General features: G+C 46.9%; 13 protein-coding genes. 1 reads left to right on the top strand and 12 read right to left on the bottom strand.

Annotated elements, in window-relative coordinates; genetic code table 11:
* Nucleotides 1–201 precede the first annotated feature (201 nt).
* From HMPREF0240_RS12650 to HMPREF0240_RS12635, 4 genes are all read right to left on the bottom strand, one after another.
* On the bottom strand, nucleotides 202–1,623 hold the full coding sequence (locus HMPREF0240_RS12650) for an ABC transporter permease (RefSeq protein ID WP_035313339.1): 1,422 nt from the start codon (nucleotides 1,621–1,623) through the stop codon (nucleotides 202–204).
* Complete coding sequence (locus HMPREF0240_RS12645; protein ID WP_009003807.1) at nucleotides 1,592–3,106, bottom strand: hypothetical protein; 1,515 nt, start codon at nucleotides 3,104–3,106, stop codon at nucleotides 1,592–1,594. The genes HMPREF0240_RS12650 and HMPREF0240_RS12645 overlap by 32 nt, the downstream gene beginning before the upstream one ends.
* On the bottom strand, nucleotides 3,093–3,815 hold the full coding sequence (locus tag HMPREF0240_RS12640; RefSeq protein ID WP_009003806.1) for an ABC transporter ATP-binding protein: 723 nt from the start codon (nucleotides 3,813–3,815) through the stop codon (nucleotides 3,093–3,095). The genes HMPREF0240_RS12645 and HMPREF0240_RS12640 overlap by 14 nt, the downstream gene beginning before the upstream one ends.
* 345 nt (nucleotides 3,816–4,160) lie before the next feature.
* Nucleotides 4,161–4,430 (bottom strand): hypothetical protein, encoded by a 270-nt coding sequence (locus HMPREF0240_RS12635; protein WP_009003805.1) that lies wholly within the window; start codon nucleotides 4,428–4,430, stop codon nucleotides 4,161–4,163.
* 91 nt (nucleotides 4,431–4,521) lie between these two features.
* On the opposite strand from HMPREF0240_RS12635, the gene HMPREF0240_RS12630 reads away from it, so the two are divergent.
* Nucleotides 4,522–4,740, top strand: a complete 219-nt coding sequence (locus HMPREF0240_RS12630) for a helix-turn-helix transcriptional regulator (protein ID WP_009003804.1) — start codon at nucleotides 4,522–4,524, stop codon at nucleotides 4,738–4,740.
* A gap of 110 nt (nucleotides 4,741–4,850) precedes the next feature.
* Here HMPREF0240_RS12630 and ung read toward each other — a convergent pair whose 3' ends face one another.
* The 8 genes from ung to HMPREF0240_RS12590 form a co-directional block, all read right to left on the bottom strand.
* On the bottom strand, nucleotides 4,851–5,519 hold the full coding sequence (gene ung / locus HMPREF0240_RS12625) for a uracil-DNA glycosylase (RefSeq protein ID WP_009003803.1): 669 nt from the start codon (nucleotides 5,517–5,519) through the stop codon (nucleotides 4,851–4,853).
* A 35-nt stretch (nucleotides 5,520–5,554) separates the two neighbouring features.
* A complete protein-coding gene (hisF, locus tag HMPREF0240_RS12620; RefSeq protein ID WP_009003802.1) occupies nucleotides 5,555–6,316 on the bottom strand; it encodes an imidazole glycerol phosphate synthase subunit HisF in 762 nt (253 codons plus the stop codon).
* The gene (gene hisH, locus HMPREF0240_RS12615) at nucleotides 6,316–6,936 is read right to left on the bottom strand and encodes an imidazole glycerol phosphate synthase subunit HisH (RefSeq protein ID WP_009003801.1); all 621 of its coding nucleotides are present in this window, start codon (nucleotides 6,934–6,936) and stop codon (nucleotides 6,316–6,318) included. The genes hisF and hisH overlap by 1 nt, the downstream gene beginning before the upstream one ends.
* Nucleotides 6,937–6,948: 12 nt before the next feature.
* Nucleotides 6,949–8,361: a sodium:alanine symporter family protein gene (locus HMPREF0240_RS12610; RefSeq protein WP_035313337.1), complete on the bottom strand. Its 1,413-nt coding sequence runs from the start codon at nucleotides 8,359–8,361 to the stop codon at nucleotides 6,949–6,951.
* 261 nt (nucleotides 8,362–8,622) lie between these two features.
* The gene (locus HMPREF0240_RS12605; RefSeq protein ID WP_009003799.1) at nucleotides 8,623–10,152 is read right to left on the bottom strand and encodes a HAMP domain-containing sensor histidine kinase; all 1,530 of its coding nucleotides are present in this window, start codon (nucleotides 10,150–10,152) and stop codon (nucleotides 8,623–8,625) included.
* A complete protein-coding gene (locus HMPREF0240_RS12600; RefSeq protein ID WP_009003798.1) occupies nucleotides 10,149–10,829 on the bottom strand; it encodes a response regulator transcription factor in 681 nt (226 codons plus the stop codon). The genes HMPREF0240_RS12605 and HMPREF0240_RS12600 overlap by 4 nt, the downstream gene beginning before the upstream one ends.
* Before the next feature lie 183 nt (nucleotides 10,830–11,012).
* Nucleotides 11,013–14,099, bottom strand: a complete 3,087-nt coding sequence (locus HMPREF0240_RS12595) for an FtsX-like permease family protein (protein ID WP_009003797.1) — start codon at nucleotides 14,097–14,099, stop codon at nucleotides 11,013–11,015.
* A 9-nt stretch (nucleotides 14,100–14,108) separates the two neighbouring features.
* Entirely contained in the window at nucleotides 14,109–14,813 is a 705-nt protein-coding gene (locus tag HMPREF0240_RS12590) for an ABC transporter ATP-binding protein (protein ID WP_009003796.1), read from the bottom strand.
* Nucleotides 14,814–15,088 lie beyond the last annotated feature (275 nt).

Below are 15,088 nucleotides of genomic sequence, written 5' to 3'. Positions count from 1 at the left end.
TAAAACTTGTAATTCCGAATTACAAGTTTTCCTGGCCCCAGCGCGTGAAGCCATCAAGGCTTCACGTGATGTGGCCAGGTCGCCCCGGTTTTCCTTCTTTTTTCCTTTACTCCTGCTTACAGCCGCTCCTGTTTCCAGAACCTCTTATGTCCGTTTCCCGCGGCGTCTGCCGCCTGGCGGGGCAATACAGCGTCCCCCCCTCTACTCATTACGAATAGCCGCCAAAGGACTCAGCCTCATTGCTCTCAGCGCCGGGAAGTACCCCGCCGCCATTCCCACGAACACTGCAAACACCAGCGAAGAAATTACAAGCCACGGCGGGATATAGGATATATTCCCATCTATTCCCATAGCGCTTCCATTTCCCGTCAGGAAATTAATGATAAACGACATAATAAAGCTGAGTATATTGCCGACAACACCCCCGATAAATCCGATGAATGCCGCCTCCAGCAGGAACATCTGCTTAATGTTCTTAAGTCCACATCCCAGAACTTTTATAACACCGATTTCTTTTGTCCTCTCATAGATGGACATCATCATCGTATTTGCAATTCCGATTGCTGCAACCAGGAGGGATACTGCTCCGATACCTCCGAGCACAGCCTGGACCATTGCAAACTGTTTCTTCATACTATCCATATACTCTGCATTCGTAGTGACCTGGAATCCCATATTTCTGATTACAGATGACAGTTCATCCACATCATCGATATCTTCCGCCTGCACAGCCGCGGATGTGTACACAAACTGTTTATAAGGCTTGCCCGACTTGGTGCTTGGCTGTCCGGGTATTACCCGTCCTCTGAATTCACGCTTAAGCATATCTTCGAGCTTATTTATATCACAGTAAACATAATAATAATTAGCATTATAGCTGTCCATATCTCCTGCCACAACACCAGTGGCCTTTACTACATGCTTTTTCGGAGGTTGTGTGGGCGTCTTTGCACCATTCCCGCTGTTTTCTCCACCACCGGAGGAGCCCATACTTTTGTTCTGGCTCTGAAAATAACCATCCTGGTCCAGAATCAGGAACATCTGGTCATTAGCCAGATCAACATCCGGAATCTCTCCGGTCTCCCAGTAGCCTTTCCCGGTCGTCTTTTCATAAAACTGTGTCAGCACTCCATTACCAAATACCAAATCCAGATTAGCGCTGTTTGGATCGGGCAGTTTACCGCCCTCAGCCAGTTCAATATTCTGCTCTTTTAAAGCTTCGTGAGTCATTCCTTTCAGCTGAAGGTACCCCATATATTTTCCCTTCAGAGCAATTGCGCTGACTTCCAGCACAGGATCTGCACTCTTTACGTGTTCCAGCTGCTGGAGCTGTTGGATTACGTCATCCGTAATATACTTATTAGATTCCTCCTGATCGCCTGAACTGCCTGCCATGCTGACATACATTCCGCCTCCGCTCTGTTTGCCGGTTACAGTCAGGCTCGTCATGCCTCCCGACTGCTCTACCTCACGGTACATAGATTCCTGCATTCCCAGTCCAAGTGAGATCATGACTACAATAGATGCTGTTCCGATAACGACTCCCAGGATGGTCAGAAAAGTACGAAGCTTTCTGCGCTTGAGGTTGCCACTACTCATCCTCAGTAAATCGATCCACCTCATCCACCAAGTCCTCCTCTTCTAAAGACTCCTTCTTTTTCTTCCTTTTCTTCATGATTACGATAATAACTATGACTGCCGCAACAACTGCCACACCGATTATAACAGGAACCAGCGGAAATCCTTTCTCTTCCGGCATCTCCGCCATTGCCGATACATCCATCGGCGCCTGCTCAGGCATGATCTGCAGTGCAAATTCCTTTTCTACTGTAGATGCCTTCCCCGCATCATCTTCGTAAGATACAACCATCTTAAACTTCTGATTTCCGGCCGTTTCCTGCACTGCGGTCACAATTCCGTCTATCGAACCGGTTGCTCCGGAATCCACATTTCCTACAAATACCTCTTTCGCCTCGATTCCTTCGCCCTCAAACTTTGCTTTCACATTGTACAGCTTTATACGTCCCGTATTGTAAAGGCTGCATGTGATATTAGCCTCTTCTCCGACTGCCACTGCCTCAGGCGCAATTTCCAGTTCACTGAATTCAAATCTCGCCGCCTGCTTCACAGGGATAGCCAAGCTGGAGGAACTTTCATACTGTGTTGCACTGCTGTCCTCATATTTCATGGACATTGAAATACTGTACGGCTTCTGTACCAGGTCAGCCCTTGCATTCAGTGCAATGGAAATGTCCTGGGTTCCACCTGCCGGTATACTGTCCAGATAAATAGTGCTGGATCCGGAGGAAGGCAGAAATGCCGGAGCCTCCGCTGCCCCTTCTGTACCTGAAGAAGGTGCCTGCAGGTCAAACAGCATATTGGAAACCGCTGTTCTTGTAGATGTGTTTTTCAAATGCACAATCAGCTTAAAATCACTACCTGCATTCACAGCGCCCGGATCTGTGTTAAACCCGGTCACAATGACACGCGGTACGGAATTATTACCGGAAGGTGCTCCCCCGCCGCCTCCGCCGCTTGTGATCACGGGTTCATTGTTTGAAATCCCTCCGTTGTCCTGCGGTTCAGAGGGTACGTTCGGCTCGTCCTTAGGGTCATCTTTCGGATCCTCCGCCGGTTTTTCTTTTTCCAGCGTCTTTACAAACACATACTTAGTCGATTCATACTGCTGCTCCCCGTCATTACAGGTAATCTGAAATGTCAGTTTATAATTTTTTGCACCGGCGTCCGCACGTACTGTCAAATTATCCAGCTTTGTTTCCACCGTCTCGCCTGCCGGAATATCAACAGCCGGAAATTCATTGTTCACATTCTTTATCTCAAAGGGCCATGCAGATGCATCGTCTATTACAGGCACTACTTTTACATTCTTTGCATCCGCAGTCCCCTCATTCTTTAGTTTGATCAGTAACTCCTGCTTTGTATCTTCTGCTGTATAAACCGGGGTTTCCTGCGCTTTTCCAACCGTTAACACAATATCTGGAATCGGCCCGGTTTCATCGGCCGCCCGTACCCCCACCGGCAGTATCATGGCCGCCGCCAAAGCAAGACTCATTGCAATTCCTGCAGCTTTCTTAAACAGTTTCATGTTCCTTGTCCTCCCTCTTTTTACGGTTGTCTTCTACTCTAACGATTTTTCCATCCATAATATGGAATATTCTGTCAGCATATGTAGCCAGGTGGTTGTCATGCGTTACCATGACCAGCGTTTTCTTTTGTTCCCTGACCACCCTCTGCATCAATGTCATAACCTCCTCCGAAGTATGCGAATCCAGATTGCCAGTTGGCTCATCGGCAAATATAATCTTCGGATCCACCACAAGCGCACGCGCAACACCAACCCTCTGCTGCTGCCCTCCTGACATCTGATTCGGCAGATGCTTTTTGTGTTTTTTCAAATTCACCAGATCCAGCATCTTGTCGGCTTTTTTCAGCCGGCTGATACGCCCCTCGCCCCGAAAGCTCAATGGCAAAGCCACATTCTCAAGTGCATTCATCGTACCAATCAGATGGAATGACTGGAAAATAAATCCTACATTCTCTCTCCTGAACCCTACCAGTCCATCCTCATTTAATGTTTCCATGTGCTGCCCGCTGATAATGACTTCACCTTTGGTGGGCTTTTCCAGTCCGGCAAGCATGTTTAAAAGAGTGGATTTACCTGAGCCAGAGGTGCCTACGATCGCGCAAAATTCACCTTTATATATCTCAAAGTCCACACCGTCGAGAGCACGTACCACCGAATCACCTACACGGTACAGTTTGTATAAGTTTTTTACCTCAATGACCTTATCCACAGTGCCCCTCCTTTATCACAATATTTTCATTCTACATAATACTTATGAAAACCAAATATTTCCCTGCATAATTTGTTAATTTTTTCTTAAATTTATATTCTTTATAGCTATGAGCACTTAGTGAGCGTACTTTGGTCACTTACGTGCGATGCATGAAAAATAACTGGCAAGGTATTATCGAGCCTTACTATTTTTTATATCTCTCTTGAATTTTCAATAAATATTTTTGATATATTTAACAAAACTGCGTAAGTTTTAATGCTTTCATTTGTTTAATTAATGAAGGAGCTAATCTCCTCACCTTTTTTAGCTCCTTTCCCACCACTAAAGTTAAGCCCGGAACCTTCAGGTTTCCGGGCTGTTTTTCTCTATAATATTAATTTTTTCCTTGATCTTCTGATATATCTCATCCTCATCCAGATTTATTTTCCCCTCTGCATTGATATACTCAGAAAAAAAATCCGGCGTTATCCTGAAAAATTCATTCTGTGATTCCGGCGGCAAGTCCGATATAAACCTGTCATAAAACTCGAAATCATCCATCATAATAAAATCCCAAAATCGTTTCTGCTGCCCTTCTGTCATACTGCGTTTATCTATTTTGACCGCCCCCATCCCTCTCTTGTGGTTTTATTATATTCGTTATTGCGAAGATATTCAAGTATAAGAATATGAATTATGCTTATCCTAAAAGAGAGGTAATGCTATGATTGATTACTCCCCATTCTGGGAAACTCTAAATAATTCTAAAGAAAACTGGTACACACTGACTACAAAACACCATTTATCCAGTAGTACTCTATATCGTCTAAAACACGGACAGGACATAAGCATGAAAACAGTAAACGATCTTTGCAGAATACTTAACTGCGACATCCAGGACATCGCGCGTTATCTGCCCTCCGAAGCGGATCAGGAGCTTTGAGGAGGGGGAAATCATCAGCCCAAACGAGGCGGAGCTTCTGCGGCAGTCCGGAAAGGGTTACGGAAATTTCCCGGACTGCCGCAGAAGCTCCGCCTCGATCTGGCGTCCCCCTACTCAATCTGCCAATCGACGGGTTCTACCCCATGGCTGCTCAAATATTCATTGGTCTGGCTGAACGGCCTGCTCCCGAAGAACCCTCTGTATGCAGAGAGAGGACTCGGATGCGGTGCCTGCAGTATCAGATGCTGTGGATTATTCAGCATGGCCTTTTTGCGCTGTGCCGGACTCCCCCACAGAATAAATACGATTGGTCTGTCCTGGCTGCCCAGGGCCATGATTGCTGCATCTGTAAACTCTTCCCAGCCGATGCCCCTGTGGGAATTGGCCTGATGCGCGCGGACTGTGAGTACGGTATTCAGCATCAGAACTCCCTGCTGTGCCCATTTTGTCAGACAGCCATGGCTTGGTATCGTACACCCCAGATCGTCATGCAGCTCCTGATAAATGTTCACCAGAGACGGCGGAACTTCCACACCCTTTTTCACGGAAAAACACAGACCATGGGCCTGGCCGTCATTATGATAGGGATCCTGTCCCAGAATCACCACCTTGACATCCTTCAGCGGTGTCAGATGAAACGCATTAAAAATATCATTTGCCGGTGGAAAAATCTTCCTTGTCCTGTATTCCTGATTCACTGTCTTAAATAATTCTTTGTAGTAAGGTTTCTTGAATTCACCCTCTAAAGCTTCATACCAATCGCCATTCAATCCAGACATATCTGTTCACTCCTATATTTACAATTTTATCTCTGTTAAAGCCGTACGGAAACGCCCTCTTTTTGCAGGTATTCTTTTACTTCTTTTATCTCCAGCTCTTTATAGTGGAAAAGGGAAGCGGCCAGCGCCGCATCGGCTTTCCCGTCCGTCAGGGCTTCTCTGAAATGTTCCAGCGTGCCTGCCCCTCCGGAAGCGATAACCGGTATGGATACGCGTTCTGCCACTGCACGTGTCAATTCCAGATCATATCCGGCTTTTGTACCGTCGCAGTCCATGCTGGTCAGAAGAATTTCCCCGGCACCCAGGCCTTCTACCTTTTCTGCCCACTCAAGAGCATCAATTCCTGTATCAATCCGGCCGCCGTTTTTATAGATATTCCAGCCGCTGCCGTCCGCACGCTTTTTCGCGTCAATCGCCACAACCACACACTGGCTGCCAAACTTTACGGCAGCATCGTGCACCAGCTCCGGGGTATTAATCGCGGAAGAATTGATGGATATCTTATCGGCCCCTTCTCTGAGCAGCGCCCGAAAGTCGTCCACTGTGCGGATTCCCCCGCCTACTGTAAACGGGATAAATACACACTCCGCCACCTTGCGTACCATATCCACTACGGTTTCTCTTGCGTCAGAAGAGGCTGTAATATCCAGAAATACCAGTTCATCTGCCCCCGCTTTATCATATGCTTTGGCGATCTCCACCGGATCACCTGCATCGCGCAGATCCACAAAATTAACACCCTTCACAACTCTGCCAGCATTGACATCCAGACAGGGAATAATCCTTTTTGTAAACATTACATTTCCTCCCGGTTCAGTTCCACAAAGTTTTTCAGTATCTTCAGCCCCACATCACTGCTCTTTTCCGGATGAAACTGGCAGGCAAATACATTCTCCTTTTCAACCGATGCATGAATATGGGCACTGTATTCTGTGGATGCCTTTACTATGGATTCGTCTTTCGCTTTCAAATAGTAAGAATGTACAAAATAGACATATGATTGTTCTTCTATTCCGCGAAACAGTCTTCCGTCATTCTCAAGGTGCAGAGAGTTCCATCCCATATGGGGTATCTTCAGCCCCTCCTGGTCGGGTATCCTTAAAATCTCACCTTCCAGTACCCCAAGCCCTGCGACTCCGGGCGCTTCGTCGCTTCGCTCAAACAGGAGCTGCAGTCCAAGACAAATTCCCAGAAATGGCGTACCTTTTGCCGCGACCTGACGGATGACTTCATCCAGACCGGATCTCCTCAGATTCTCCATGGCATCGCCGAATGCCCCTACTCCGGGAAGAATGACCTTATCCGCTTTCAGTATCCGCTCTGGATTACCGGTAACTTCTGCTTCCTGTCCCAGTGACAGGAGTGCCTTCTCTACGCTTTTAATGTTTCCCGCATCATAATCAATCATTGCTATCATATGTAAACTCCTCTACTCTTTCCCATTCTTCTGGCTTTTTCCTGTATTCACCACGGGTACCGGGGTCTTATCCACTGCATCCAGATTGTTGATATACTTCCTTGTCTCTTTTACGATCACCGGAGAAAGTAAAAGAACCGCGATCAGGTTCGGTATCGCCATCAGGGCGTTCAATGTATCCGCGATCAGCCAGACCAGATTCAGGGATACAATCGGTGCGATTGCCGCTACTACTACATAAAGAAGGCGATACGGAATCAGGCCCTTTTTGCCCGCAAAGTACTCTACACACCGTTCTCCATAGTAGGCCCATCCCAGAATGGTAGAATATGCAAATGAAATAATTCCTATCACCAGAATAATCGGCCCTACGTATGGGATCTGAGCAAATGCTTTAGATGTCAGTATCCCTCCGTTGGCAATCTCATTTGCATTGATTGCAGGATTCTTCATAATTGTGGATACAAGCACCAGTCCTGTCATCAGACAGACCACTACTGTATCCCAGAATGTCCCTGTAGAAGAAACCAGTGCCTGGCGCACGGGATTTCTCGTCTGCGCAGCTGCCGCTGCAATCGGCGCTGACCCCATACCCGACTCATTGGAGAACAGACCTCTTGCCACTCCATATTGCATGGCAAGGCGGATTCCTCCCCCCACCAGACCGCCTGCAGCCGCCCCGGGCGTAAACGCAAGCTTACAGATGGTTACTACAGCCGGGATGATAAAGTCATAATTAATAACCAGAATAATCGCACAGCCGATCACATAAAATACTGCCATAAAAGGAACCAGCTTCTCGCATACTCTGGCAATGCTTTTAATTCCCCCGAATATAACGATAGCCGTAAAAAACGCAGTCACAATTCCCACAATCCATGGCTGAATCCCCAGATTCTCCTCACAGATTGCTGCAATAGCGTTGACCTGTGTTGCGCATCCGATCCCAAAGGATGCGAACCCTGCAAGAAATGCAAAGATCAGGCCAAGCCAGCGCATATTCAGTCCACGCTCCAGGGCATACATCGCGCCGCCCTGCATTCTTCCGTCTTCTGTTTTCACACGGTACTTGACCGCAATCAGAGATTCTCCGTACTTTGTCGCTATGCCGAACACGCCGGTCAGCCAGCACCAGAGAACTGCTCCTGGGCCCCCAAGCGCCACGGCAGTTCCCACACCAATGATATTCCCTGTACCGATTGTAGAAGCAAGCGCTGTAGTCAGTGCCCCAAACTGACTGACCTCTCCTTCTGCATCCGGATCTTTTGTAACCGATAATTTAATACCCTTTGAAATTGTCTTTCTTTGAATAAAGCCTGTGCGGATCGTTAAAAATAAATGTGTACCAAATAGCAGAGCGATCATCCCCCAGCCCCACACGACCGAATTGACCGACTTCACTACTGTATTTACTGCATCAAACATGATTATCTCCTCTCTCATCCTCTCAATGACATTCCATAATGAGAAAAGGTGTGCCGTGTTTACAGCGTCCGGCCTTATATCCCCTGCCGGCGGGTGTGCTGTGTTCAGCAGCCTATGTAACGAATAAGGCATACATAATACCGACCGTTGCCAGTTGGCACAATGTATGCCTTAATAGTAGCTATTTTACAGCATTTTGCATCGCATTTCAAGTTTTTCAGTTATAGTGCTTTTTCCGGTGCTTTTTCCTGCAGCAGCCTTTCATACGGAACCTTTATCTTCGATGAACATCTCCTGAACCGGCGGCTCTGTCTCTTCACCATTTTCCGTATCCAGCTCAAACCAGAATGCTACACCGTTTTCAAAGTTGTTCACACCATAATTCTGGTGGAAAGATTCCATAATGGCCTTTACGATGGACAGGCCAATTCCATTGCCCCCATATTCCCGGGTATGTGCCTTATCCACTTTGTAGAACTTGTCCCACAACTTGTGCAGATCTTCTTCCGGTATGGGCCTGCCGCTGTTGAATACAGACACCCGGACAGTCTTACCGCTGGATAAGACCCTGATCTCTATCCGCTTTTCATTTTCCACATGATGAATCGCATTCGTCAGATAGTTTCTGACCACCTGCTCTGTTTTGAACTCATCTGCCCATACATAAACTTTCTCATCTGCAATAAAATCAACAGACGCCTCCGCCTGCTGGATCAATATCTCACAGCTTGAAAGGATACCCTGTATCAGCCCCACAATATCAAAACGCTCAAATTCCAGCTCCTGTGATCCGAATTCCAGCTGGTTCAGGATGAGTAGATTTTTCACCATCTGATTCATCTTAGCGGCCTCATCCATTATGACATCACAGTAGAACTCACGGCTTTCCGAATCATCATTGACCCCTTCCTTAAGCCCCTCCGCATACCCCTGTATCAGAGCAATCGGTGTCTTCAGCTCGTGGGAGACATTTCCAAGAAACTCATTGCGCATATCTTCCAGTCTTTCTTTCTGTTCGATATCCTTCTGCAGCTGGTTATTGGCACTTTTCAGTTCTGATATGGTCTTCTCCAGACGAGTGGACATGACGTTGAAATTCCTGCCCAGCACACCAATCTCATTATCGCCTCCGCTTGTATATCTGGCCTCAAAGTCCAGCCTTGCCATACGCTGTGACAGAACTGCCAGCTCTTTAATCGGCTCTGTGATCTTCCGCGAGAAAAAGCATACGAGAATCCCGCCCAGGATGACAGCGATCACGCCCATATAAACCAGGAACTTATTGGCCAGGCTGGCGCTTTCTCTGATACTCTCCAGAGGACTCTGCATAATGATCAGGGAGCCGTCCGAAACCTCTCCCCATATCTCCAGATACTCTGTCTGATTCGTAAAATCCTTCGTCTTGCAGATCTGATAAGTATCCGTATTCTTCAGTACCTTTTTTGCATTCTGATTCTTATCGAACAAATAAGAGAGAAGCTTTATATACAAAGGACCGTTTCCGTCCCGCACAGTAGCAAATACACTTGTCGCATCGCTGCGTATTACAAGCGCTGCAATGTTCGCTTTCTCCGCCTGACGCACAAGCTTTTCCGCCACATCCTCCGAATAAATATCTCCGCTGCGGATCTCCTTATCAATAGAATCATACATGCTGATCAGGTCAGCCTGCTTGTGCACCGTATAATACTGTTCCAGAAATCCCGAGTTTACCGCAAACAGCAGCACAAGGATAAATATAATCAGTCCGACAAAGATGACCATCATCTGCCGTCTTATGGATTGTTTCATTCTTCTACCTCGAACTTGTAACCCATGCCCCAGATCGTCCTGATATAATCGCCTTTCTCACCCAGCTTGCTTCTCAGCTTCTTCACATGAGTATCAATCGTACGCGCATCTCCAAAGTAATCGTAATTCCATACATTGTTCAGTATCTTCTCTCTGGACAGGGCAATTCCCTGATTCTCCACAAAATAGGACAACAGCTCAAATTCTTTGTAGCTTAAGTCGATGGTTCTTTCCCCGATCTTTACGATATGAGCCGCCCTGTCAATCATGATACCGCCGGCATCCATCACATCACCCGACTCTGTACTCTGGGTTCTCCGAAGGATCGCCTCTACCCTGGCCACAAGAATCTTAGGACTGAATGGCTTGGAAATGTATTCATCCACGCCCAGGTCAAATCCCTGAAGTTCATCCCGTTCTTCCGAGCGGGCCGTCAGCATGATAATCGGCACCTTAGAATGCTCCCGGATCTCCCGGCAGACCTGCCAGCCGTCCATCTTCGGCATCATGACATCCAGAATTACCAGTGCGATGTCCTTATCTTCATAAAAAAGATCCATGGCCTCCATGCCGTCCCCGGCTTCCAGGACCAGATATCCCTCTCTTGTCAGGAAGTCTTTCACCAGCTTGCGCATCCTGCTTTCGTCATCCACAACTAAAATTTTGACTTTCTCCATTCTAATCGTCTCCTATCCGTTCTTTTTCCCTTTTTTGTATCATAACAGGTAAATTTGTTAAAACTGTGAATTTGCGGGCCTTTCCGTCACTTTACAGGGAACGGGGATTGCCGTATCTGTTCATTATTCGTTATGGCCCGGATGCTGTGTATTGAATGCACAGCATGTTCTGACCAGCAGCCATTATTCTACACTTTTCAGTGATTCCACCATATCGATCCGTTTCAGCTTAAAATACATCACTCCATTCACGAAGAAAGAGAATCCCATTGTAATCAGAAAACTGTACACAAAACTGCTGAAATCAATATTCCTTCCAAACATGGCTGAATCAATCTCCACAGTCACGATTACAAACTGATGCAATATCTTGCCAAGAAGTATGCCAACTGCCGAGCCAAGCACCGTCAGAATTATATTTTCCCGGTATACATAGGCCGATACTTCATTGTCGAAGAACCCGAGAACCTTCAATGTCGCCAGTTCCCGCTTCCGTTCCGTAATGTTAATATTATTCAAATTGTACAGGACGACAAAGGCCAGCATTCCCGCCGAAATAACAAGTACTACCAGCACAATATCCAAACTGCCCAGCATATCGTCCAGCTGCTGCTGCATATTGTTTGTATAGCTGACACTCAGAGCACCGTCCGTCTCCAGAATAGATTCCCCGACTTTTTCCAGTTCATCCATTTTTCCTTCTTTCATCGTATAATATATAGAATTATACTCTGGTGCTTCTCCATACAGCTGTTCATAAAGATCCTCGGATAAATAAATATAATGTCCGATATAGTTTTCGCAGATCTTCGCTATTTTAACCTCAAGTTCTCCCTTTACATCGTCTTTGATAATGACCGTATCTCCAACCCCGGCATCCAGCATCTTCGCTGTCTTTTCTGATATAATCGCGCCTGAATCATCCAGCTCATAACGCTCACCTGTGACACGGTCTTTGAATATCACAAAATCAGAAAATTCGTTTACATCCTTCGGCACATTCAGATAGACGTCCTGCTTTTCCTTACCATGTGTGACTTCCACCTGCTGCAGGAAATTTTCGGCAGTTTCTTCCACCCGTTTATCGGATACCAGTTTGTCATAGGTTTCTTCTTTTTCCTCCGAAGAAGCATCCTCCTCCAGTATAACATTTCCGTCGTACAGCTGAATCTCCTCGTACTGAAGTACGGCAATGTCAAAGATGGAATCCTTCAGCCCAAAACCAACCAGGAGCAGGGCCATGCAGCCGCCGATCCCAAAAACAGTCATGAAAAACCGTTTTTTGTAACGGATCAGGTTCCGTACTGTAGCTTTCCAGATAAAGCTTAATCTTTTCCACAAGAACGGGATCCGCTCCATAAACACACGCTTTCCCTGCTTCGGCGTTGGCGGGCGCATCAGTTCTGCCGCCTGCTCCCTTAGTTCATTGAAACAGGAGAATATGGTGGCAATCAGAGTACATGCCAGAGCTGCAAGGGATGCTGCCATCCCGTAATACATGTTATATGGAATCAGCACAGTATCGATATGCTGATACATAATTCCGTAGGCCGTAATGATGATATAGGGCAGAATCTTTTCACCGACCAGAATTCCAAATATGCTTCCGCTTATGGTAGCCAGGCATGCATAACCGATGTACTTGCCTGCAATGGAGTGACGTTCATATCCGAGTGCCTTCAGAGTACCGATCTGTGTCCTCTGTTCTTCCACCATACGCGTCATTGTTGTAAGGCTGATTAATGCAGCTACGAGGAAAAACAGTACCGGGAACACTTCCCCGATGGCTTTCATACGGTCCGCATTCTCTCCATAGCTTGTATATTCTGTCAGAGTACTTCTGTCATAGATATACCATTTGGCATGTTCGATCTTGCTGATATCTTTCTCTGCATCTTTTATTTTCTTTTCACCGTCTTTAATCTTCGTATCAGCTTCCGATTTCGCATCATCGTATTCGGCCTGTGCATCGTTCAGTTCCTGCTCTTTTGATGCAAGCTCACTTTCACCCGATGCCAGTTCAGACTGTGCCTGTTCTATCTGTGCCCAGGCGTCATTGATCTGCTGCTGGCCGGAATCCAGCTGTCCTCTGGCCGCATCAATCTGGGTGCGGGCAGCTTCAATCTGCGCATCCCCTTCCGTAATCTGCGCATACATCACCTGCAGAGTATACTGGGTCTGCTCATCAGTCATGCCGCTTGCAGCAAGCGCTTCATACTGCGCCTTTACCTGGTTCAGCTCCTCTACCTTGCCATTGAGTACATCAGCCTGGGCGTTCAGATCCTCATATCCCTGACTCACTTCATTCTGCTTCTGGATCAGCTGATTTCTGGAATCCTCAAGCTGTGCATAGCCATTGGATATCTCTGTTTTTGCATTCTCGAGCTGATTTCTTCCATCATCCAGTTTCGTTTTCGCATCATTCAGCTTATCAGCAGCCTCGTTTTTTGCATCTTCCAGTTCTTTCTTCGCGTCGTTTAGCTTATCCGTGGCCTCGTCCACAATCTCCCGATATCTGGCATCTTCTCTCGCCTTACGGATCTTTTCCACTTCATCTATGGTCTTTTCAACATGATCATCATATTCATCCGTAAATGCAGTCAGCTCTTTGGCCCCATCCACAGCGGCGTACATCTCTGTATACACATCCATGTCAAAACTGTCTTCTAAAACGCTGACAAATCCACTGACCGTACCTGTGCCGATCGTGCTGCTTCCACGGTGAAAAGAAATATAGCACGGGCTGCTGGCCGTTCCCACGATAGTATAAGTATCTGTCTTCAATGTATCTGTAATCTTGTCGTCTGTCCCGGAGAGAAATGTAATCTTATCGCCGACCGCATATCCGCTCCCTGTCAAAAAATCGACATCCACAATACATTCGTCCGCCGTCTCCGGCAGACGCCCTTCCTCAACTGTCAGCTCATTCATGGAAGGAAGCAGAGAGGAAATATGTACTACCTTTTTGCTGTCATTTACAGAACACAGCGCATCCGTGGAATAACCGGCCTCCACTTTCTGAATGCCGTCCACCTTCTCCAGAGCTTTCAGGTCATCCGCAGTGAGTCCTAGGGTACTGACCACCTTAATGTCCATCAGATTCTGCCGGTCAAAATAGGCGTCCCCTGACAGGCGCATGTCCGGCTCCGCAGAGCGGATGCCTGAGAAAAATGCAACGCCGATCGCCACGATGAAAAAGATGGAGAGAAAACGTCCCAGACTTCTGCGTATTTCCATGTAAAAATCTTTTCTAAGTGCTTTCCTGCTCATACACATGCCCTACCATTCTATTTCATCAATTGATACCGGACTGGAGTTCTGCTCCATGCCGGACACTTTTCCGTTCTTTATCCGGATCAGCCGGTCTGCCATAGGCGCCAGTGCTGAATTATGTGTGATCACAATGACCGTCATGCCCCGCTCCCTGCACATATCCTGGAGCAGTTTTAAAATTGACTTGCCCGTATTGTAATCCAGCGCTCCTGTAGGTTCATCGCATAGCAGAAGCTTTGGATTCTTAGCCAGTGCCCTGGCAATAGATACCCGCTGCTGTTCGCCGCCTGAAAGCTGTGCCGGAAAATTATCCAGTCTGCCGCCAAGGCCCACTTCCTCCAGTACTTCCCTGGCATCCAGGGGATCTTTGCAGATCTGAAGAGCAAGTTCCACATTCTCCAGCGCCGTCAGATTGGGAACCAGATTATAGAACTGGAACACGAATCCGATATCATTGCGCCGGTAACTGGTCAGCTGTCTCGAATTGCAGCTCGTGATGTCCGCTCCGTCTACTGTGATCTTTCCTCCTGTAGCGGTATCCATTCCGCCCAGAATATTCAGTACCGTTGTCTTACCCGCGCCGCTGGGGCCCACGATAATGACAAATTCACCCTTATTAATCGCAAAATCAATTCCGTCTACTGCACGGATTTCAACTTCTCCCATTTTATAAATCTTCGTAATGCCTTCTAATTTTACGAAATCCTTCATCCTTGTATCTCCTCGTCAGCTTCATATTTCTGATACGGCTGTAAAAAAGTATTCACAGTCCTGTGGCAGCTAATCCCGCAGTCCGGCTTAGTCTGTCTGACATTAGATCATAAATCAAAGATTCATAACCGCCGTTCGGAAAATGTGCAGGCGCGCATTCCACACTAACGCTAATTATATCATGTTCATCTGAAAAAATGATGGAATTCTCATTTATTTCATAATTAATTTTCAGCTTAAATCAGAAGGTATAAAAATGGGACGGCCTGCCAGAA

Origin of the sequence: Clostridium sp. D5, from assembly GCF_000190355.1 — a bacterium.
In the GTDB taxonomy this organism is placed as follows: Bacteria; Bacillota; Clostridia; order Lachnospirales; family Lachnospiraceae; genus Faecalicatena; species Faecalicatena fissicatena_A.
The sequence above is the reverse complement of the archived record's forward strand: the minus strand, read 5'-3'. Positions and strand labels throughout refer to the sequence as shown.